This is a genomic window from Phaeodactylibacter sp., from assembly GCF_022763345.1.
Classification (GTDB): Bacteria; Bacteroidota; Bacteroidia; order Chitinophagales; family Saprospiraceae; genus Phaeodactylibacter.
Genome location: NZ_JALEGS010000034.1, coordinates 1 through 20,627, shown reverse-complemented (window position 1 = coordinate 20,627; position 20,627 = coordinate 1). Strand labels below are relative to the sequence as shown.

At 48.7% G+C, this 20,627-nt stretch carries 20 protein-coding genes; 17 read left to right on the top strand and 3 right to left on the bottom strand.

Annotated elements, in window-relative coordinates; all coding sequences use genetic code 11:
• Window positions 1–28 precede the first annotated feature (28 nt).
• The 13 genes from nrfD to MRY86_RS09145 all read left to right on the top strand — a co-directional run bounded on the left by nrfD (window position 29) and on the right by MRY86_RS09145 (window position 12,353).
• Window positions 29–1,438: an NrfD/PsrC family molybdoenzyme membrane anchor subunit gene (gene nrfD / locus MRY86_RS09205; RefSeq protein ID WP_293563491.1), complete on the top strand. Its 1,410-nt coding sequence runs from the start codon at window positions 29–31 to the stop codon at window positions 1,436–1,438.
• 31 nt (window positions 1,439–1,469) lie between these two features.
• Window positions 1,470–2,000: a DUF3341 domain-containing protein gene (locus MRY86_RS09200; RefSeq protein WP_293563492.1), complete on the top strand. Its 531-nt coding sequence runs from the start codon at window positions 1,470–1,472 to the stop codon at window positions 1,998–2,000.
• A 25-nt stretch (window positions 2,001–2,025) separates the two neighbouring features.
• Window positions 2,026–2,958, top strand: coding sequence for a c-type cytochrome (locus tag MRY86_RS09195; RefSeq protein ID WP_293563493.1), 933 nt, complete (start codon window positions 2,026–2,028; stop codon window positions 2,956–2,958).
• Between the two features lie 57 nt (window positions 2,959–3,015).
• Window positions 3,016–4,344 (top strand): hypothetical protein, encoded by a 1,329-nt coding sequence (locus MRY86_RS09190; protein ID WP_293563494.1) that lies wholly within the window; start codon window positions 3,016–3,018, stop codon window positions 4,342–4,344.
• Between the two features lie 154 nt (window positions 4,345–4,498).
• Complete coding sequence (locus tag MRY86_RS09185) at window positions 4,499–5,674, top strand: cytochrome c oxidase subunit II (RefSeq protein WP_293571286.1); 1,176 nt, start codon at window positions 4,499–4,501, stop codon at window positions 5,672–5,674.
• A 79-nt stretch (window positions 5,675–5,753) separates the two neighbouring features.
• A complete protein-coding gene (locus MRY86_RS09180; RefSeq protein WP_293568392.1) occupies window positions 5,754–7,610 on the top strand; it encodes a cbb3-type cytochrome c oxidase subunit I in 1,857 nt (618 codons plus the stop codon).
• A gap of 95 nt (window positions 7,611–7,705) precedes the next feature.
• A complete protein-coding gene (cyoE, locus tag MRY86_RS09175) occupies window positions 7,706–8,599 on the top strand; it encodes a heme o synthase (RefSeq protein ID WP_293568390.1) in 894 nt (297 codons plus the stop codon).
• Between the two features lie 8 nt (window positions 8,600–8,607).
• Window positions 8,608–9,189 (top strand): cytochrome c oxidase subunit 3, encoded by a 582-nt coding sequence (locus MRY86_RS09170; RefSeq protein WP_293568388.1) that lies wholly within the window; start codon window positions 8,608–8,610, stop codon window positions 9,187–9,189.
• 39 nt (window positions 9,190–9,228) lie between these two features.
• Window positions 9,229–10,170 carry a cytochrome c oxidase subunit 3 gene (locus MRY86_RS09165; protein WP_293568386.1) on the top strand — a complete coding sequence of 314 codons (942 nt, stop codon included), beginning with the start codon at window positions 9,229–9,231 and terminating at the stop codon, window positions 10,168–10,170.
• 43 nt (window positions 10,171–10,213) lie between these two features.
• Window positions 10,214–10,645 (top strand): cytochrome C oxidase subunit IV family protein, encoded by a 432-nt coding sequence (locus MRY86_RS09160; protein WP_293568384.1) that lies wholly within the window; start codon window positions 10,214–10,216, stop codon window positions 10,643–10,645.
• A gap of 144 nt (window positions 10,646–10,789) precedes the next feature.
• Entirely contained in the window at window positions 10,790–11,437 is a 648-nt protein-coding gene (locus MRY86_RS09155) for a hypothetical protein (RefSeq protein ID WP_293568382.1), read from the top strand.
• Between the two features lie 8 nt (window positions 11,438–11,445).
• Window positions 11,446–12,021: a DUF420 domain-containing protein gene (locus tag MRY86_RS09150; protein WP_293568380.1), complete on the top strand. Its 576-nt coding sequence runs from the start codon at window positions 11,446–11,448 to the stop codon at window positions 12,019–12,021.
• A gap of 59 nt (window positions 12,022–12,080) precedes the next feature.
• Entirely contained in the window at window positions 12,081–12,353 is a 273-nt protein-coding gene (locus MRY86_RS09145) for a hypothetical protein (RefSeq protein ID WP_293568378.1), read from the top strand.
• 74 nt (window positions 12,354–12,427) lie between these two features.
• Here the strand turns inward: MRY86_RS09145 and MRY86_RS09140 are convergent, their stop codons facing one another.
• Together MRY86_RS09140 and MRY86_RS09135 are read right to left on the bottom strand one after the other, a co-directional pair.
• Window positions 12,428–13,039, bottom strand: coding sequence for a porin family protein (locus MRY86_RS09140; protein WP_293568376.1), 612 nt, complete (start codon window positions 13,037–13,039; stop codon window positions 12,428–12,430).
• 89 nt (window positions 13,040–13,128) lie between these two features.
• Window positions 13,129–13,551 (bottom strand): DUF423 domain-containing protein, encoded by a 423-nt coding sequence (locus tag MRY86_RS09135; RefSeq protein WP_293568374.1) that lies wholly within the window; start codon window positions 13,549–13,551, stop codon window positions 13,129–13,131.
• A gap of 136 nt (window positions 13,552–13,687) precedes the next feature.
• Between MRY86_RS09135 and MRY86_RS09130 the strand changes: the two genes are divergently transcribed.
• A complete protein-coding gene (locus tag MRY86_RS09130) occupies window positions 13,688–16,030 on the top strand; it encodes a hypothetical protein (protein WP_293568372.1) in 2,343 nt (780 codons plus the stop codon).
• 147 nt (window positions 16,031–16,177) lie between these two features.
• Here MRY86_RS09130 and MRY86_RS09125 read toward each other — a convergent pair whose 3' ends face one another.
• Entirely contained in the window at window positions 16,178–16,555 is a 378-nt protein-coding gene (locus tag MRY86_RS09125) for a hypothetical protein (protein ID WP_293568370.1), read from the bottom strand.
• 121 nt (window positions 16,556–16,676) lie between these two features.
• On the opposite strand from MRY86_RS09125, the gene MRY86_RS09120 reads away from it, so the two are divergent.
• From MRY86_RS09120 to MRY86_RS09110, 3 genes are all read left to right on the top strand, one after another.
• Entirely contained in the window at window positions 16,677–17,423 is a 747-nt protein-coding gene (locus MRY86_RS09120; RefSeq protein WP_293568368.1) for a hypothetical protein, read from the top strand.
• Window positions 17,424–17,484: 61 nt separating this feature from the next.
• The gene (locus tag MRY86_RS09115) at window positions 17,485–18,183 is read left to right on the top strand and encodes a hypothetical protein (protein ID WP_293568367.1); all 699 of its coding nucleotides are present in this window, start codon (window positions 17,485–17,487) and stop codon (window positions 18,181–18,183) included.
• Window positions 18,184–18,902: 719 nt separating this feature from the next.
• Window positions 18,903–20,354 carry a site-specific integrase gene (locus MRY86_RS09110; RefSeq protein WP_293568365.1) on the top strand — a complete coding sequence of 484 codons (1,452 nt, stop codon included), beginning with the start codon at window positions 18,903–18,905 and terminating at the stop codon, window positions 20,352–20,354.
• Window positions 20,355–20,627: the final 273 nt, after the last annotated feature.

Here is a 20,627-nt window from a genome sequence, read left to right as displayed (position 1 = left end):
TTAAATAACATTTAACGACTCGATTATAATGAGTGCAGTAGTATCTCCAATTCGTGAACCCTTAGTAACCGGTGGTAAGACCTACCATCAGATTACTGAAGATATTTGCTCGCCAACGGAGCGTACGCCGAGCGCTGCCTGGGTGCTGGCTTTCATTGTAGCGGTGACCGGCCTGGCGCTGTTCGTCTTTGGTGTAGCCTGGACGATCTGGCAGGGCATTGGTACCTGGGATCTCAACCGGACCATCGGTTGGAGTTGGGACATTACCAACTTCGTATGGTGGGTAGGTATTGGTCATGCCGGTACACTTATCTCAGCCATCCTTCTGCTATTCCGTCAACGCTGGCGGACTGGTGTAAACCGGGCTGCGGAGGCGATGACCATTTTTGCCGTTATCTGCGCAGGTCAGTTCCCCCTCATCCACATGGGGCGTATCTGGCTGGCGTTTTTCATTTTCCCTTACCCGAATACACGCGGTCCGCTGTGGGTGAACTTCAACTCACCGCTGCTTTGGGACGTATTTGCGATCTCGACTTACTTTACGGTATCGCTGCTGTTCTGGTATACTGGTCTGGTACCTGACTTTGCAACGGTACGTGACCGTGCGAAAGGTATCCGCCGCAAGCTTTACAACTTCCTGTCCTTCGGCTGGACGGGCAGCGCCAAGCACTGGCAGCGTTGGGAAGCACTCTCCCTGGTACTGGCAGGCCTGGCGACACCACTGGTACTTTCGGTGCACACTATCGTATCCTTTGACTTCGCCACTTCCGTGATCCCCGGCTGGCATACCACGATTTTCCCGCCCTACTTTGTTGCGGGTGCGATCTTCTCCGGTTTTGCTATGGTGCAGACCCTGATGATCATGACGCGGAAAATCCTCAAACTGGAAGACTACATTACACTCGAGCATATAGAGAGCATGAATAAGGTAATCCTGGCCACCGGCACTATTGTTGGAGTGGCTTACCTGACGGAGCTCTTCATCGCCTGGTACTCCGGGTATATTTACGAGCAATTTGCTTTCTATAACCGTGTACTTGGGCCGTATTACTGGTCCTACATCGGTATGATGTCCTGCAATGTACTTTCACCGCAGATTTTCTGGTGGAAGAGCCTGCGCCGGAACGTCTTCGTTACCTTTGTGATGTCCATCTTCGTGAATATCGGTATGTGGTTTGAGCGCTTTGTGATTATTGCGACCACACTGGCACGGGATTACCTCCCATCAAGCTGGAGCTACTACGTGCCAACCTGGGTGGAAATCATTATTTTCATTGGTTCTCTGGGGCTGTTCTTTACGCTTTACCTCATCTTCGTGCGCGTCGCTCCAGTGGTTGCGGTAGCGGAGATTAAGAGTATCTTAAAGGCGGGAGGTGATCAGTACATTGGCCCGAATGCCAATAAAACGCACCAAGGCAGCAAGGAAGCCGCCCATTAATCCAATTTGAAGAATCTGTAACGCTAGAATAATGAGCAATCAAAATAAAGATATTCTGTACGGATTGTACAACGACGAGGAGTACCTGCTCAAGGCGGTAGACCATGCCAATGCCGAAGGGCTGGAAATAACGGAGGTGTTTACGCCCTTCCCGGTCCATGGGCTTGATCCTAAGCTGGGCTTTGCGGAAAGCCGCCTGCACATTACTGGTTTTGTATACGGTATGCTCGGCACACTGACGGCTTTTCTCTTTATGACATGGGTTTTTACCCGCGACTGGCCGATCATTTTTGGAGGTAAGCCATATTTCTCTGCGCCGGCCTTCATCCCGATTACCTTCGAGCTCACAGTATTGTTTGCAGCAGTAGGTATGGTGGTTACCTTTTACATCATCTGTGGCCTCGGCCCGGGCGTCACTATCCCGACATTAGACGACCGCATTACGGATGATAAGTTCTGCATCGCATTTGATGTGACGAATGCGGAAGCATCCTTCACAGATAAGCTGAAAGGTTTCTTTTCTCAGACAGGTGCGGAAGAGGTGAATACCAAGAACATTTAAGAAAGAACTATAAACAAGAGATGTGATGAAAAACATCAAGCATATACTTTGGGCATTCGTTGCAGTAGTGGTTTTGCACTCCTGTGCGCCTGCCGATGGCAACCATCCGGGCAGTGAATACATGCCTGACATGGGGCACTCCATTGCTCAGGAAGCGAATGTCTTTACCGATTATTACTACAATACCTGGGACAGTGCCAGTGTGGTGAAGCTCAAAGAGCTGCCCATTGCCGGCCTTCCTGCCAAAGGTGCTGTGCCTCGTGGTTACGCTGGTACTTACCTGGCTGCGAATCAGGAAGGCGGTGCTTCTGCAGATGCCGTAATGGCCTATATGAATGGCAAAGATCAGATTCAAGGTATCGCGGTGCCCGTCAATGGATCTGTACCTTATTATTATGAGGACACTGAACCTGAGCGTGAGCGCGCTATAGCAGAGATTATAGATAACCCTTTCCCAATTACCGCCGAAGGGCTGGCAAAAGGAGAAGACCTTTACAATAAGTTCTGCGGCATTTGCCACGGTGAGAAAGGTGATGGTGTTGGTTACCTGGTTTCCGATGAAAACCCCAATGCAGTCTACCCGGCTGCACCTGCCAACTTCCTGCTTGATCAGTTTCTCGAAGCTTCCAATGGCCGTTATTACCATGCTATCATGTATGGTAAGAACGTGATGGGCGGTTACGCTGACAAAATTTCCTACGAAGAGCGCTGGCAGGTGATCCACTGGATTCGTGCCCTGCAAGCCAAGGAAAAGAAACTCGAGTACAACGCTGAAACCAATACCCTTAATCCGGAATTCGGTATGCCTGCAAGCCAGGCACCTTCACTGGCACAGAAAATGACTGATGAAGCAGAAATGCCGGCTGAAGCTGGAGACCACAGCGAAAGCGATCACAGTGAAGAAGGTGATCACGGCGATGATCATAGCCACGGTGACGGCGGTCACGGTAAGAAGTAATCCTGTGAAAAGGGTATAAAGAAAGCAATCGAAAAAACTATTCAAACAAAATAACTAATGGACCAATTCACGATTACTGGCAATCAGCGGAACGTCCTTTTTGGGTTCATGGGGCTGGGATTGTTGTGCATGATCATTACTTTTTTCGGTGATGATATGTTCCACACCCGTTTCTGGACGAACTACCTGCACAATTCCGTCTTCTTTACGGGAATTGCATTGATGTCGCTTTTTATCCTCTCTGCCTTTACAACCGCATTGGCTGGCTGGCATACACTGATTAAGCGTATTTGGGAAGCCTATTCCATGTTCTTGATACCTGGCTTAATTTTGATGGCCGTTGTAGTCATTGCCACAGTAGGCCACATGCACCACCTGTATCACTGGACTGATGCATCTGAAGTCGCCAATGACCCTATCCTGAATGGTAAGTCTGGCTTTTTGAACCTCACTTGGTTCTCTGCCGGTACGATCATTATCATGGGTATCTGGATCTTTTTTGCCTGGAAAATGCGGCAGCTGTCTCTTGATGAAGACAAGAATGGTGACGCCTCCTTTGAGCACCACCGTAAAATCCGGATTTATTCAGCGGCATTCCTTCCTATTGCAGGATTCTCCAGTGCAGCGGTAATCTGGCTTTGGATCATGTCTATTGATGCTCACTGGTACTCTACGCTGTTTGCGTGGTACACCGGGGCAAGCTGGTTCGTTGCAGCCATGGCTTCTACTATCATACTGATTGCCTACCTGAAGGGCAAAGGCTATCTGCAGAACGTTACGCAGGAGCACCTGCATGACCTCGGCAAGTACCTGTTTGCGTTCAGTATCTTTTGGACCTACCTGTGGTTCTCTCAGTACATGCTGATTTGGTACGGCAACGTCGGTGAGGAAACTGTATACTTTCAAGAGCGTCAGGAGAACTACCCTGTGCTTTTCTACGGTAACCTGCTACTGAACTTCATTGCGCCTTTCTTCGTACTGATGCGCAATGACACCAAACGTAAGTACGGTACTATGGTTTTTGCATCTGTTGTGGTTTTCTTTGGCCATTGGTGGGATTTCTTCCAGATGATTAAGCCAGGTGCACGGCTAACTGCCATGCACGCAATGGAGCATCACGGAGGTGAAGGTGCGCACCATGGTGCGGAGCATGCTGCCACGGAGTTGCCAGGACATACCGAAGCAGCTATGCACGCTATGCCATTCGAGATGGGCTTCACGATCCCTGGCCTGCTTGAACTGGGAACGATGCTGGGCTTTTTGGCACTGTTTATATACGTAATTCTAAATCAGCTGTCTAAAGCGCCGCTGACACCGAAAAACGATCCTTATCTTGAGGAGTCTATGCACCACCACGTAGAGTTGCATGGGGAAGAAGCGCACTAAATTAGCAGTTCAAAGGGGGCTGCAAAACCCAGCTTATTTAGACTGATTCTAAACAAAATTAGTCTGAAATCAAGAACGGGTGTAAAGCTGTTGAATGAGTGTATTTTAGCAACAGTAAAGAGAATTGATTACACATAAAATCAGATAAAGAATAATGACTGCTTTATTCGTACTACTTTGCGTTATCCTCATTGGCATTATTGTCGTTCAGATCGGCAAGGTGACAGAGCTGGCGGGTAAAATCCGCGGTGAAGAGGAAGCACAGGAGCGGACCAACCGTACACAGGCGGGCTACTCCATGATTTTCATGATTGTGTTCCTTCTGGCTTGTACCGTGTCTGCTATCTATTACAAGGATAGCATGCTTTGGTACGGCCCTAACGAATCTGCTTCTGCTCATGGTGGCAGTATCGACTACATATTCAACATTACGTTGTTCTTTACGGGCATCGTATTTTTCATCACTCAGATTCTGCTGTTCTACTTCGCGTACAAATACCGTGCGCGCCGTGGTTCCAAGGCAGAGTACATTTCGCACAACAACCGCCTTGAGGTCATCTGGACCGCTATCCCTGCGGTAGTAATGACCTTCCTCGTAGTGGGCGGCCTTGATGCCTGGAATGATGTGATGGCGGACGTGGAAGAAGGTGAAGACTTCATTGAAATTGAAGCTACGGGCTATCAGTTTGCCTGGCACCTGCGCTATCCTGGTCCTGACGGAAAACTCGGTGCCCGGGATTACAAGATGATTTCCGCAACCAACCCGCTTGGTCAGGTATGGTCAGACGAGAAAAACCTCGACGACTTCCACCCAAGTGAAATTGTTTTGCCAGTAGGTAAAAAGGTGCGTGTGCGGATTACATCCCGCGACGTTTTACATAACTTTTACCTGCCTCATTTTCGGGTAAAAATGGACGCTGTACCTGGTATGCCTACCTACTTCGTTTTCACTCCTACGACTACAACAGAAGAGTACCGTGCGAAACTTGGTGCCCTGGACGATCGTGGAGAACCGAAGTACCCGGAATGGCACGCACCATTAGATCCCGAGGATCCCGAAGGTCCAACGAAGTTTGAAGACTTCAACTTTGAGCTGGCTTGTGCGGAGCTTTGTGGCAAAGGTCACTACGCGATGCGCCGTGCAGTTCGTATTGTTTCAGAAGCTGAGTACAATAACTGGCTTTCTGAGCAGCAGTCTTATTATGAGTCTACCATTAAAGGTACAGAGGACGATCCTTTCGCTTCAGAAGCAGTGGAAGAAGAGCCCGAACTTACAGATGCCAGTCCAATTGGAGAGGAAACTCCTGAGGAAGAAGGTTCTGCCGAATAATCTCGGAACAAGAATCATGCATTTGTGTTAAAGCAGTACAACAACGATTAGAACGGATAACAATAAAATTTTTCAGCAGATGGCTAATGTTGCAGATAAGCCGCTAGTACACGAAGACGATCTTTTGATCGAAGAGTACGGTTATGATGATCACTTTCATGATCATCACCACGGCGATAAATTTCAATCAAATTTTGTAACGACTTACTTTTTCAGTCAGGATCATAAGATGATCGCAAAACAGTTCCTGATTACAGGTATGTTTTGGGCGATTGTTGGTGGTCTGATGTCCCTTGTTTTCCGCCTTCAGCTGGGTTTCCCAGAGGAAAACATGGCATGGCTGAAGCCGGTACTGGGCAAATGGATTACCGTAAATGACGCGGGCATTGGCTCACTGGCACCTGAATTCTACTACGCACTGGTGACGATGCACGGTACCATACTGGTATTCTTTGTACTGACAGCCGGTCTGAGTGGTACTTTCTCCAACCTGCTTATTCCATTGCAGATAGGTGCACGGGATATGGCTTCCCCATTCATGAACATGCTTTCCTACTGGTTCTTTTTCCTGGCAGGTGTGGTTATGTTCTTCTCCCTTTTCCTGAATACGGGGCCGTTTGCGGGCGGTTGGACGGCTTATCCGCCGTTGAGTGCCCTGCCTCAAGCTTCCAGTGGTTCAGGAGCTGGTATGACCCTATGGATTGTAAGCCTTGTCTTCTTTGTAGTTTCTGTACTGCTTGGTGGTATCAACTACATCACCACCGTTCTTAATATGCGTACCAAGGGTATGAGCATGTGGCGTATGCCACTGACCATCTGGGCGTTTTTCATCACCGCCATCATTGGTCTGCTTTCGTTCCCCGTTCTGGTATCTGCATTCCTGCTGGTTACTTTTGACCGCAGCCTTGGAACGAGCTTCTTCCTTAGCGAAATATTTATTGGTGGTCAGGCCCTCGATCATGTAGGTGGTAGCCCGATTTTGTACCAGCACTTGTTCTGGTTCCTGGGTCACCCTGAGGTATACATCATCATCCTGCCGGCAATGGGTATCGTATCGGAAGTACTTTCTGTACACTCCCGTAAGCCGATTTTCGGTTACAAGGCGATGGTTTACTCTATTCTGGCGATTGCCTTCCTGTCCTTCATCGTATGGGCACACCACATGTTTATGTCAGGTGTAAATCCATTCATCTCGAATTTCTTCGTGATTTTCACCCTGATTATTGCAGTGCCATCAGCAGTAAAGGTGTTCAACTGGATTGCAACCCTCTATGGCGGTAATGTCCGCTTTAACTCTGCCAGCTTATTTGCTATTGGTTTCGTATCCATGTTTATTTCTGGTGGCTTGACGGGTATCTTTCTGGGTAACTCTGCCATTGATATTCAGCTGCACGATACCTACTTCGTCGTAGCCCACTTCCACATTGTGATGGGTGTGGCGGCATTCTTTGGTATGTTCGCGGGTATCTACAACTGGTTCCCGAAAATGTACGGCCGTTTCATGAATGAGACCCTTGGCAAGTTGCACTTCTGGGGCACGATAGTGGGTGCTTACGCTGTATTCTGGCCCATGCACTACCTGGGTATGGCAGGTGTGCCACGTCGTTACTACCGTTTCGACAGCTTTGCAGCCTTTGGTTCCTTCGACTTGATGAACCAGTTCATCACTGTAGCAGCGATCATTACCTTCGGCTTCCAGCTGTTGTTTGTAGTGAACTTCTTCTACAGCATCTGGAAAGGTAAGAAGATGACCGACCGCAACCCATGGAAAGCTTCCACACTGGAGTGGACGACTCCGATCGAAGGCATCCACGGTAACTGGCCTGGTAAGATTCCGACAGTTCAGCGTTGGGCATACGACTACGGTAAGGATGGTAAGGATTTCATTCCCCAAATCCAGCCAGTCGGTGCTGATGAATCAAGGGATGAGCATTAAACTCAGCCAGCGATTAAGCTGAAATTATAAATTCACTTTGCAGGAGGTAACCTTCAAGTATGGGGTCTACCTCCTGTAATACAATAGGTGCAGACGTGTCTACAAAAGCAGAACAGTTAAGTTGGGGCAGCTTAGTGCTGCGTAGGGTAAAGGACTACCACATGCTGGTAAAGTTCCGCCTGACCCTTACTGTTGTATTTTCATCCGTAGTGGCTTTCGCTATTGCAGCGGATGTTTTGCACTGGGGGGCTGTTGCCATTCTTGCGGCAGGAGGCTTTTTGGTGACAGGTGCTGCCAATACGCTGAATCAGGTTTTAGAAAAGGATTACGACCGTTTGATGAAGCGGACTGCTGACCGTCCTCTGGCGGCAGGACGAATGACGGTTTCCGAGGCGGTTATGTTTGCCGGTTTGCAAAGTCTTTTTGGCATTACATTCCTGGCGATGTTCAATCCCTGGGCAGCATTTTTCGGTACCTTTTCGCTGGTGCTGTACGCTTTTTTGTACACGCCCCTCAAGCGCATTTCGCCGGTAGCGGTATTTGTGGGCGCGATCCCCGGAGCTTTGCCAACGCTGATAGGATGCGTTGCCGCGCAGGGCACACTTACACCTTTAGCCCTCATCCTCTTTACGCTGCAATTTCTGTGGCAGTTTCCGCACTTTTGGTCAATTGGCTGGCTGGGCTTTGAGGATTATCGTAAAGCAGGCTATCAGCTGGTACCTGCAAAAGAGGGAAAACCGGACCGTTCCATTGCTCTGCAGTCTTTTGTATTTGCGCTGTGCCTGGTACCGGTGGGGCTGTTCCCCTATTGGATGGGGGTGACAGGTGCGATATCTGCTGGGATTGTCGTTGTTTTATCTCTGGCTTATGCAGGGTTTAGCTGGAATTTTTACCGGAAGACTGACCGGAAGTCAGCATTGATGCTGATGTTCTTTTCCTTCCTGTACATTCCTGTATCTCTGTTGGCCTTTTTTGCAGATAAAATTTAGTTATAATTATGAATGCAACTGTGGCAACTGAATATACAAGAAGTAAAATCCATCCGAAGAAGTTTGCATTAGGTGTCGCCTGTGCAAGTATCTTAATGATGTTCGCGGCCTTCACGAGCGCCTATATTGTGCGTCAGGCAGCGGGCAACTGGCTGGAGTTCCGTTTACCGGATATCTTCTACATCAATACGTTGGTTATTCTGCTGAGCAGTGCAACGGTACATGGCTCTTACCTGGCATTTAAGCGGGGCAAGACCCAAGCTTACCGAGTATTGCTCGTGTTTACTTTAATTTTGGGGCTGGCTTTCTTAGCTTTGCAGTATCAGGGCTGGCAGGCGCTCACATCAATCGGTGTAGAGTTGACTACCAATCCTTCTGGGTCCTTTGTGTATGTGATTTCCGGCGTTCATGCCGCGCACATACTAGGAGGCATAGCAGCTTTAATTGTGGCAATCATTCATGCTTTTGCTTTAACGCATAAGGTGACGCCGGCCCGGAAGCTGCGTTTTGAAATGACATTAATCTATTGGCACTTTGTAGATTTTCTGTGGGTATACCTGTTGGTATTTTTTACCCTGCAGCAGTCTTAAACTCAACTACAACTGAAACAAACAAAATAGATAAGACCGATGGCGACAACAGATTCCGTAATGGAAAAACAGGACTTGGACAATCAGGGCGGTTCCTCCTGGGATGGAGGTGAAGCGCCATTCAAAGCGAGCTATGGCAAGCTGATGATGTGGTATTTCCTGCTTTCTGATGCTTTTACGTTTGCAGGTTTTCTTATTGCTTACGGTGCGCTGCGTTTCAGCAGCCCGACCTGGCCCGTTCCTGACTTCGTTTTTTCAACAGCGCCATTCGGCGTGCACGATGCTCCGCTGATTTTCGTAACAATTATGTCATTCCTACTGATCATTAGCTCCGTGACGATGGTTCGTGGCGTACAGGAAGGGCACCGTGAAAATAAAAACGGGGTTGTTTTCTGGATGCTCCTGACGATTATCGGGGGTATTGGCTTCCTTAGCTGTCAGGCATGGGAATGGACTAACCTTATTGCTACAGAGCACATGACGGTCAATGTCAACCCATTCGGCACACATGTGGAGTCTGGTGTATATCTGGATGCAGATGGCAAAGAAACCGATGAGGTATTTGAAGCCGGAGATAGCTATCTAATTCATAAGGCGGGTGCTGGTCATGGCGAGGATCATGGCGAAGGCGACCACGCCGATCATGACTACTCGCAGGGTGACCACGCAGGCTATTTTGTCAATTCTGACAATTTCCTGCAGCGTAAGTACCTGGTAACGGACGGTCCGGATGCAGGCGAAGTAAAGATGCAGCAATTCGGTCCTAAAGCATTCGGCGCGTTGTTCTTCTTCATTACCGGCTTTCACGGCTTCCACGTATTTTCGGGTGTGGTTTTCCTGATCATCATAATGGTCAATGCAGGCAGCGGCTTGTACATGGCTCGTAAGAATGGTCACGAAATGGTAGAGAAGATCGGTCTGTACTGGCACTTTGTAGACTTGGTGTGGGTATTCGTATTCCTGGTATTCTACCTGCTTTAATTCTACCCACTTTGTTGTTCACCCAAAAAAATAGCTATCAATAATGGGACACTTATCCTACGAAGATTCAAAGAAATTGGTTTATAAAGGCCTCGTACTTTTGGCTGTAGTAACTTTGGTAGAGGTATTCTTTTCGCTCCTTGGCAAAGGTCATGTCATTGGCGGGCTGGAAGATATTAGCTGGCTGGGTTACCTGGTTGGGCTTATCCTCATCGGACTGTCGCTCTACAAAGCCTACTACATTATTTACGAATTCATGCACATGCGGTACGAAGTGAAGGGCCTGGCGCTGAGTGTGCTTTTGCCTACAGTGCTGCTGGTTTGGGCACTGATCGCTTTCTTTCAGGAAGGAACAGCTTGGAAGCAGCGCCGTCAGCAAATTGAGGAGAAAGACAAAGAGAAGGTAGAAGAAGTGAAGAAAGATGAACTTCAAGGCTTCCGGTACGATTCCGCTATCATCGAATTCAAAGGTTAAGCTTTTACGTTCTAATACGCCTGCACAACAGGCATCTGCTGAAGGGTGAGAAAATTAGTTTTCTCACCCTTTTGTTATAGGAAGAAACCTTCAACAATCCCCCGGTTACGGTGTTTTTCCAGAAAACTATAGCACAACAAGCATATGGCGAAGAATAAGATGAATTTGATACAAATCGGCGGTTTATTGTTACTGTTGGTGGTCCTGCCCCTGGGCTCTTGGTACTATCTGCAAACAGGCTTGAACTACCGAATTCAGGCGATCAATGAGCTGGAAGATATTGCGCCTCTCGCTGATTTTGAGCTCGTCAACTACAACGACTCACTGGTTAAGGCAGCACGTTTTGCCGATCAGTTGGTTATTGGCCATTTCTATACGGGTGCGCATCAGGAAGCCTATTTTGAACTGCTTCAGCGCATGAAGGAGCAGTTTGATGAGCGCAAAGATGTATACTTCCTGACCTTCCGTGCAGGTACCGATATTGCTACTATGGCGGAATCAGCGCAGCTGCTCCTCGACAGTGGGGTAGAGGACCCCGAGCAGTTCTTCTTTTTACATGGGGAAGCCGCTCAGGTAGCTAACCTTGCGGAAGCGATGAAGCTGGAAGGCACGGTACAATCGGGCAGCCTGGTGGACAATGCCCGGTTATTTTTTGCAGACAGCGCGATGGTCCGCAGCACCTATGACATGAACAACGCAGAAGACTTAAAATTACTCATTAAACACATTACGCTGAACTTGCACCCTGTCGAAGAGCCGGATATTATCTTTGAGCGGGAGACCGAAAAATAAGCACAGAAATGGCAGATTTACAACTCGAGAAAAAACTAAACATTGGCGCCTGGATAGTCACAGGAGCCGTGTTGATTCTGGTAGGCGTTATGCGCCGTGTGAAAATTCCTTTGCCAGAAGGAGTCGACCTGGGCTTTCTGGCCCCTTTTCACGCAGGCGTGAATGCTTTAACAGCGGTCACCCTGGTCATTGCACTCTATTTTATCAAGCAGAAGCAAGTAGAAGCACACCGGAAGACCATGATGGTGGCACTAGGCCTGTCAGTTTTGTTTTTGCTTTCCTATGTTGCATACCACTTTACCACCCCAGAGACCATATTCGGGGACCTGGACCGAAATGGCACGCTGAGCGCTGAGGAGCTGGCTGCTGTGGGGAGCACGCGGACCCTTTACCTGGTCATTTTGCTTAGCCACATTGTGTTGGCTGCGGTTAGCCTGCCCTTTATTCTATTTACCTTTATCCGGGCGTACACCGGGCAATTTGACCGCCACCGGAAAATGGCTCGTTGGGTATGGCCAATTTGGTTTTATGTAGCGGTGACAGGGCCGGTGGCTTATCTCATGCTAATGCCATATTATCCGTAAAGCGGAAACGTAAATGGCACGGGAAACGTTATCTTTGTGTGACTTAACCGGAAGTAATTATGAAAAACAAGATCATCAAGCTATTTAGTATCCTCGCGCTAGCCATGACCTTAAGTGTGGCTACTGCACCTGATGCATCGGCACAGTGCCCGATGTGCCGGATGTCTGCCGAAAGCAACCTCAAGAATGGCGGCACGGATGGAAAGGGTCTGAATAACGGCATTTTGTATATGCTGGCAACGCCCTATATGCTTATTGGCGTTATTGGCTTCATTTGGTGGCGTAACCGCCGCAAAGAAGATGAAGAAGAGCCGGAACTGGCAGGCGAATAGCTTTAAAAAATAAAAAAGCGGCTTGTTGCACGGATGCAGCAAGCCGCTTTATAGTTCCAGTCCGGTTGGTTAGCTTACAAAGGAAGCATTAGTCCGGCAGAAATAGCATAAGACCGGTTTCTGACTTCTATGTCTTCATTCTCATTGACATCAGTCAAACCTAGCAGGTATCGCACATCAACAAAAAGATAGCTTTCACCAAGCGGCAGCTGAACCCCCGCAGCAAAGTTAGCCGTCCAGTCTCCGCGTTCAAAGGTATCCTCCTCGTCAAAATCGATTTCTAGATCTCCGACTTCTCCACTCAGCAAATAGCTGTAGGAAGGTCCTGCACCAAGGTAGGCACTAAGTTGGTCACTGCTACCCGTTTTCAATTTGAAGATTCCGCCAATATCCAGATAGTTTAAGGTGAGGGATGGGGCGAGGTCAAGAATACCATCATCGCCGCCGTCGAATCCCCGCTGAATATAGCTCACCTCAGGTTGTATAGCGAAGTAGTCGCCCAGCCCCAGCTCCAGCGAACCACCAAAGAGGACAGAAGTACGGTTGTCAAAATCCGGTTCATTGTCGCCATCTACTTTAGCGTTGGCAAAAGTCGCACCAATACGTGGACCGAGATAAACGCCCTGCGCATTCAGGAATTGAATACAAAGCCCTAAGACGGCTACCGTTGCAAATAACTTTTTCATTAGAGATTGTTTTTTGGTTCGGTAATGCAACGGGAGGCATCCTTCGTTTGTGCGAAAGGAGATGTTAAGGTTCGGATTTGCATTGGGGATCACCCTTCTTCACTGCCTTTGCGCCGGTAAGACTTTTCATTTTTCTGGAAAGTAGCCAGTATGAAGCACGCCCATCCGGCTATGAAAGCCACGCCGCCGATAGGGGTGATGGGGCCAAGGGCAGAAGTATTCAAGTTGAACAGCTCACTCATAGCCAGTAGGTATAGGGAGCCTGAAAATAAAAGGATGCCAGTGAAAAAAAGCCATCCGGCAGCTGTGAGGAGTTTATTTTTGCGCCAGTACAGCAGCAACCCTACCGCGAGCAGGGCAAAAGCGTGATAAAACTGGTATCGTACACCGATTTCAAAAGTATTTATACCAGCGGCATCTACAGCGCTCTTCAGGCCATGGGAACCGAAGGCACCGAGAGCGACTGCCAGCAATGCCATCAAACCACCGAGTCTTAGAAATGGTTTTCTCATAGGGATTACAATTAATTCAATAAAAAGCATGCAATAAGTGACCGGTCAATCAGAACGATCTCATTTAAAATGGGTCGGTGTTGTAGGAGTATGTTGTGGAATTGCCCTGGCAATTTATCGCTTAGCGATTTACCCAATGGAAGTTGAGGATGCGGTGCCGCCTGCAACTGCCGTGGTCATCTATTCGATGCAAGACGAAGATAAGGATTTTTCGATAATTGGCAGGTCGGCGGGTGAAATCGCGGTGTTAACGCAGTTGGATCGGGATCAGTCTGCGATTCTAAGCATTGATTCCACCTGGAAAGACGGGTTGTGGATGCTGCAACAGGTAGGTACTGCCTCCTACGGCTGGTCAGTGGTTAGGAAGGGCAAAATGTCGGCGCTCGCCCAGCGCGTTTCTGCGCAAGTCCCTGCTTCAACCTACCGGGGTATACCCATCTTTGCTCTTCCGGAAGGCGTTTGGGTGGCCCGCTACCGAAATTTATGGCTTGCCGGTACACAGTCACGCTTGACAGAAGCCATGATTGCAGCGCTAAAGGACCGGCAACGCAGGTGGCAGGCACCTGCAACTACAGGAGCAACGGTAGAGTTGGACAACCTGTCTGCCTTCTTCAGTGGAATGGCAGCGGGCGGGTTTGCAGCCTGGCTTCAGGAGCTCGAAACATCTGAGCTTCAGCTGCACCTGACCGCTTTGGGCCGGGACCGGTTGCAGGTTCGGGGCCGGCTGTACCCATGGGATTGGCGGGATACTGTGCCTGGCATATCATACATCGCTCCGTACCTGCCCGCACAATTAGCCTGGTGTACGACTACCCCGAACGAGCCTTTACCAGAAGAAGACCCTTTGGCTCCTTATTTAAGTCCGTGGCTGGGCACCCACAAAGTGATTATGCAATTGGCCCTGCCTGGTACTTCTACAAACAACCGAGTGGTCCTTTTGCCTGTCCGTGCCGGCACCGATCCTTCTGGCAACATCTCGAAACTGGGCTCAGAGCTGGGTCTGCTGTCGGAATTCCCCTACCAAATGTTTGTAGTCCGGCAACTGCTGGGTGATGGCTTGTTCAGTTCCTTTGTTAGTGAAGGGTTTCAAAACCCCTATGTTGTAATACTTGGAGATTACGTAGCCCTTAGTGCCTCACGGTCGGGAATAGAACAGGTGATGAATACGAGGGCATTGGGGCTTTCCCTATTACAGGATGCTACTTTCAATGACCGGATCGTGCTGGATTCCACCAAAGTGCCCGCCGCCTGGTGGTACAGCAATCATGGGCGGTCGGCCAGGCTGGCCGGGCAACTACTGGGCGCAACAGGAGCAAGGATTGATACTTTATGGTCTGCCTGGGCTTCCTCCACAGCCGCCATTTACCAGGACGGCTCCATTAGTGTGGCCGGCCGGCCTCGTAGCAACCGTTCCCAACGGTCCTCTGCACTGGTCTGGCAATTGCCGCTTGAGGAAGATCTCATTACTGGCCCTTTCATTTACCGGCATAGGATTCTAACGCAGGAAGCTGGCCGAGGACTGGTCTGTCGGAGCCTGGAAGGGAAGATTTACTGGTCGTATCCGCTTCAGGACAGCATTTCAGGAACTCCCCAGCCCTTGTCTCTAGATGGTGGGCAGCGCGGTGCGTTTGCCTTTTCAGCAGGAGACCAGGTGTATGTCCTGGATTGGCAGGGAAAGGCACATCCGCCGTTTCCGCTGGTCATTCCCGGAGGCATAGCGGCACCACTCCGGGTAAGCCTTTTAGAGGACCCGGTTGTTTATGCCTTTTGGGTGAGTAGCCGGGATCAGCGCATATACGGTTATAATCAGGAGAGCCGTTTCCTGACTGGCTGGGGCCCAAATACTGTTGTTGACACCCTGGTCCGCTTTCCGGTTGCGCATGTACAGTATGAGGGAAAGGATTACATAGCCGCTCTTTCAGAATCAGGCCATCTATACCTCTTTGACCGTTTGGGGCGTTTGAGGCTGGATACGTTGCCGCTGCGGGCACAAGCCATTTCACCATCGTATCTTATGGCGGATCAGGTGCAGCAACGCATTGCTATCGGGCAGTCAGATGGATATGTGCAAGTTTTTAATCTGGAAGGGCAGACCTTCCGCCTGTCGCTCATGCCTAATCACAAGGGAAACGTGCAGTTTCAGTTTGAGGATATAGCCGGGGATACCCGGGGCGACTATTTAATGTGGGATACCACCGTTCTGCGCCTATTTGGTTATGAGGGTAATGATTTCCTGGAAATACAAAGTTGGTCGGTTGGAGCGCCTCTGCACAGCGTACATACCGGGAAGCTGGAGGATGAAACTGTACTCTTTGGCTTTAGTAAAGTGTCCCGTCGGATTTGGGCATTCTCCATGAATGGGGAAGTGCTAACGGGCTATCCTGTTGCTGCTGACACCCCGCCGGCACTATGGTTAGAGGACGACCGGCTACTTATGTTGTGTTATTATGAAGGGAGCCTGTATCAGTACGAGCTTTGATAAATTAGAAATTTTGTCGTCCCGTGTTGCAAAAGATTACAAAAAGGCTTAGATTAACAATGTAAGCGAAGACGCGCTGTCTGGTGATCGCAAAAATACTCTTGGAAGGAGAAAAGGCTTTGCGACTTATGGTCGGCGAAGCCATTATTAAGTTCCTCGTTTTACGATAAGAATTTCCTGGTTTGAGAATTCCATCCAGCTGAAGTCATAAACATGATGATAAGTTTTGCCCCGGGAATTGACAGAATAGCCAGTGATATATTTGTAGTTGAATTTCTTCTTATCCAGTTCTGAGCGGTTGACTTTTCGCTGAGTGACATTTCCATCCATAACTTCAATTAGAATAGACCGGTTACGGTGGAGAATTTTATCGGTCTGCTGCACCGCTTCGGATGTAGCTTTGCGTAAGCCCACGTGGTAGGCATTCTTGCAGGTAGAAGAGCAAAAGACCTTATCGGCTCGGCCTTTGATAGGCAGTCTGCAAATTTTGCAGGTACGCTTTTCGGTGGAGGGCGGCGTTTTCATAGGTATTGGTTAAATTATTGCCTTGTTAAGGTAAGTGGTTTTGGAGAGAAAACCGCAATAAAATCAGGTAAAGCAGGTTTTAAATTTGATGTCAATCCTTCAAATTTAACAACCATCTGCCATGAAAAACCTCAGTTTTTCCCTCTTTGGGATCGTTATTTTCCTTGTTTCATGCGTTGCAAGCGAATTGCGCGCGCAGTTCGGCCGTTCGGGATGGCGGCAGCAGGATGCTTTCGACGTTGTGGTAGGTGGCGACTTCGGTTTCCACCTGATCAGCGGCAATACCGCCGATGAAGCTGCCGCAGCGCTGATCAGCAACCGGCGGGGATATGAGAACAACAAATTGAATTACCGTCTCGGGTTTAACTATTATTTGGGGCTCAGCCCCACTTTATCCATCAAGGCAGGCGCACGCTATGCGAATCCCGGCTTTACCACAAGTCCGGTCGAATCCTTTGACCCGGCGCAAGATATTAATACGGTCATAAAGGACTTCGAGCCCTTTGGATCGGAATACCGGTATGAATATCAGATGTTTGAGTTTCCTTTGGGCGTGAAGTATACGCTGATCAATTCCATCTGCGAGCCCTACTTCGAAGCAGGTGTTTCCCCTGCCATTTACTGGCGTACTTTGGTACAGCAGCGCTCCTACGAAGGCGGCACTTCGGTTACTGAGGTTCAGGAGTCCATGAACCGGCTCAATTTTATTGGTTTTTTATCGGTAGGCGGCAATCTCAACCTGACGCAGTCGCTTTCCGGCTTCACTCAACTCATTGGCCGGTATCAGTTGAACAGCCTACGTAAGGGACCTGTACAGGAAAGGGTGCTCGGGTTGGGGCTGGAGATGGGGCTACGGTATTATTTGTAAGAGGATGCCGGATGAATTACAGACTTTCGGTAGTCAAAATCAAATATTTCAGCTTTAAATTATGTTCGGTAAATCACGGTTTTTTCTTCTAGCCCTGCTCCTGTTTGTGGTTGACCTATCCGCTCAAAGCTGGACTTACGGACTCGAGAGTGGAGTAGGCATGGATGAGTACAAGGACGAAGTGTTTCACTCTCGTGCTACTACCAAGTTTGAATCTTCACGAATACCTGTATTTTCCGCAGGAGGCTTTCTCCGGTACAAAAAAAGCCAGCATTGGTTCTTTGAATCAGGGTTGTCGTTAAGCCGGGTACACCGGAAGTACCGGTATGCTTTCGACAGTGATTTCACCTACGGATTAGCCCGGGTAGTGGAGAACAGAAATAGCAAAGCTTACACGCTGACCATGCCCCTTTCCATAGGGTTTGAGTATAGCTTTTTGAGGGTAAACTTCGGTTGGCGCTTTTCCAGGATATTATGGCGCAATGAAAGCAAGTCAGAGCTATCTCTGAGTTATTACGGTGAAGATAAAGTGGAGAAAGGCAAATTGTATGTTCCGGGCCAGCGTACGACCTTTTCAGAGCCCTTTCTGAAATGCAGTGCAGCAATAAAGCCGGGTCTTGAAGTATACGGCATGTTCTTTCGTTATCGCTGGAATTATAGTTATGAAGCTATTTTCGGACGTTGGCGGTTTGCAGTGGGCGCATTATACACGCTTGGTGCATTTGATTTAGGGGGGACCGCTACGGAAGTGCAGGACTAAGACTGAGTTGGTATTTCACCCTTTGGGCTGCATTTGCCAAATTTTATCCTGCAATTCGTTGCTCTCCCGCCTGCACATTCTCCGGAAGCCAAAGCCTACAGGCGACGAGACACGGGCAGGTCAGTCGCTTAGCTTTATCCTGGATAAGCTGGAGCAGAGCGAGAAGCTCTACCCCAGCAGCCATAACGCTTAAATGCAGAGGGTTGCCCCCGGTATTGATGGCTAGTGGTCACTTCGTATGGGGTATATAATCTACGGCATCACTTTCTGTTTTGTGCAGTTTGTTATGAACACGTCGTACAGGGAGGGCTCAGTCGGAAACGCTTCCGCTTCGTGAAATCGATTATATGCCTTTTCACACCGAGCCATTTGTAAAGGCAAGCTATGCGTTCACTAATGCCTGGGAAGCCTACGGTGCTATATTTCGGCACAACAGTAATCCCGATTTTGAAAGTATACATGCCCGGTGGCGGTATGTTGTGGGTGCGGTGTACTATTTGGACAGAAAGAAAAGCTGAGTATTTATGCTGGTAAGGTTACGGTAAGCTTTACTTAACTACGACAAGCTGAACCTTATATCCGTTTTTAACGGTTAATAACAGCTGTTAACGGTTAAAGACGGATAGTGTCTGTTCAAAAATGTAAATTGCTTGCTATCAGTGAATTATAAGGTTATGTTTGAAGGTGTAATTTGATTGTCAACCTTCAAATCTGGTAAAATGAGTAATCTTTCAGCAAGCAAGGAAGCAAATATTCAGGTCCGTTTTTTCCATCACCGGGGCGGGAAGTATCTGCGCATTGATTTTAAGCAGTATGACAGTAATGCAAAGTACCGTTGCAAGCAGATAGAAGGGTACCGTTACAGTGCGACGCATGGTTGCTGGTATTTTCCCTGCACAACCGGTACCGTCACGGCCCTGCGGTCGGCTTTCCCGGGGTTGTCCATTGACCAGGCTGTTCTGGAGGATATGAAACTGGAGGTCGAAGAAAGCCCTTCGGCCCCTGTTGTCAGGGAAGAAAAGATGGCAGTGTGGGTTTCCCGGGCTGCATCGGGAAAGTTCAAGATAGAAATGCCCGAGGTAAGGAGTGACTGGGCATCCAAATTAGAAATCATTCCCGGTTGGCACTTTGACACAGCCGGTCAGTTCTGGCTGTTACCCGATAACAAAGAGAGCATTCGGTTATTATTTTCGCTATTCGGTCAGCATTTGGAACTCACGCCCGAAGTTCAGGCCGATTTTGCGCCCCGTCCACGTGGGCGAGAATCCGATAGCATTAGTTTACCAAGGCCGCAGCAGGTTCGTTGGCGCCCCAGCACCACTCTGCCCCCCATGCATGAAAAAGCCCTACTAGCCTTCGAAGAACAGTTGCTGATAGAGCGGATGAGTTATGCGACGATCAAGAGTTACCTCAATCATTTTGCCCGGTTCCTGTCGCATTTCCCACAACGCGAGGCCAAAGAAATCAGTCCGGATCAGATACGGGACTACGTTGTACACATTGTAAAAGCAAAGGATTACTCTGCATCTACGCAGAATCAAATCATCAATGCCATCAAGGCTTACTACGAAAAAGTCCTCAAATATCAGCGTCAGCTTTACAAAGTCAGCCGTCCCAAGAAGCCCCTGAGATTACCCTCCATTTTAACCCGTGAGGAAGTGCGTCAGCTCTTTGACGCCACGCCTAATCTCAAGCACCGCTGCATATTAATGTTGATCTATTCTGCCGGTCTCCGCATTAGTGAAGCTGTCAATTTGCGAGTTCGGGACATCAAGAAAAGCCGAAAGTGCATATTCATTCGAGATGGCAAGGGCAGTAAAGACCGGTATACCGTTCTTGCGAATAACGTCATGCCTGTATTAGATCAGTATTTGAAGCAATACCATCCGAAGCTATATCTGTTCGAAGGGCAGTCAGGCGGAGCCTACAGCAAGCGCAGCATTCAAGCCTTTTTCTGTCGCGCACGCGACCGGGCTGGCATCAATCCTGATGTGACAGTCCACTCTTTGCGCCACAGTTTTGCCACGCACAGTCTGGATGCTGGTCAGAACCTCCGTTACATACAAGAAGCCCTAGGCCACAACGATATCAAGACGACGGAGCGTTACCTTCACGTCTCATCTGATGCCTTAAGAAGCCTTAGCAGCCCTTTGGATGACCTGGATTTGTAATATCTGGCTTTGGGGGTGTCTTTAGTATATTACACCCCCGCAATTTAACACATTAAGTCTAAGTGTATATGGTTGGTGTTTTTTCTTTCGATGGGTTGGTTTTGTTGGGTTCTTTGGTGTACCTTTTGGGGGTAAACCGGGAGTTTTTTTACACGCAATACTTCGTATTGCGCTGAGTTCACAGACAATCGCGCAACTAATAATAGGTATCTGTAAAGATTTGAAATAAAACTTGTCCCCGCCTAAAACTGGTAAATGCCCGAGTAAGAATTT

Bases quoted from the DNA above. Each gene is read 5' to 3' on its own strand.
- nrfD (WP_293563491.1), top strand. From the start codon at position 29: ATGAGTGCAGTAGTATCTCCAATTCGTGAACCCTTAGTAACCGGTGGT.
- MRY86_RS09120 (WP_293568368.1), top strand. From the start codon at position 16,677: ATGAAAAACCTCAGTTTTTCCCTCTTTGGGATCGTTATTTTCCTTGTT.
- MRY86_RS09200 (WP_293563492.1), top strand. From the start codon at position 1,470: ATGAGCAATCAAAATAAAGATATTCTGTACGGATTGTACAACGACGAG.
- MRY86_RS09155 (WP_293568382.1), top strand. From the start codon at position 10,790: ATGGCGAAGAATAAGATGAATTTGATACAAATCGGCGGTTTATTGTTA.
- MRY86_RS09180 (WP_293568392.1), top strand. From the start codon at position 5,754: ATGGCTAATGTTGCAGATAAGCCGCTAGTACACGAAGACGATCTTTTG.
- MRY86_RS09195 (WP_293563493.1), top strand. From the start codon at position 2,026: ATGAAAAACATCAAGCATATACTTTGGGCATTCGTTGCAGTAGTGGTT.
- MRY86_RS09125 (WP_293568370.1), bottom strand. From the start codon at position 16,555: ATGAAAACGCCGCCCTCCACCGAAAAGCGTACCTGCAAAATTTGCAGA.
- MRY86_RS09190 (WP_293563494.1), top strand. From the start codon at position 3,016: ATGGACCAATTCACGATTACTGGCAATCAGCGGAACGTCCTTTTTGGG.
- MRY86_RS09115 (WP_293568367.1), top strand. From the start codon at position 17,485: ATGTTCGGTAAATCACGGTTTTTTCTTCTAGCCCTGCTCCTGTTTGTG.
- MRY86_RS09110 (WP_293568365.1), top strand. From the start codon at position 18,903: ATGAGTAATCTTTCAGCAAGCAAGGAAGCAAATATTCAGGTCCGTTTT.
- MRY86_RS09145 (WP_293568378.1), top strand. From the start codon at position 12,081: ATGAAAAACAAGATCATCAAGCTATTTAGTATCCTCGCGCTAGCCATG.
- MRY86_RS09140 (WP_293568376.1), bottom strand. From the start codon at position 13,039: ATGAAAAAGTTATTTGCAACGGTAGCCGTCTTAGGGCTTTGTATTCAA.
- MRY86_RS09135 (WP_293568374.1), bottom strand. From the start codon at position 13,551: ATGAGAAAACCATTTCTAAGACTCGGTGGTTTGATGGCATTGCTGGCA.
- MRY86_RS09185 (WP_293571286.1), top strand. From the start codon at position 4,499: ATGACTGCTTTATTCGTACTACTTTGCGTTATCCTCATTGGCATTATT.
- MRY86_RS09170 (WP_293568388.1), top strand. From the start codon at position 8,608: ATGAATGCAACTGTGGCAACTGAATATACAAGAAGTAAAATCCATCCG.
- MRY86_RS09160 (WP_293568384.1), top strand. From the start codon at position 10,214: ATGGGACACTTATCCTACGAAGATTCAAAGAAATTGGTTTATAAAGGC.
- MRY86_RS09165 (WP_293568386.1), top strand. From the start codon at position 9,229: ATGGCGACAACAGATTCCGTAATGGAAAAACAGGACTTGGACAATCAG.
- MRY86_RS09150 (WP_293568380.1), top strand. From the start codon at position 11,446: ATGGCAGATTTACAACTCGAGAAAAAACTAAACATTGGCGCCTGGATA.
- MRY86_RS09130 (WP_293568372.1), top strand. From the start codon at position 13,688: ATGGAAGTTGAGGATGCGGTGCCGCCTGCAACTGCCGTGGTCATCTAT.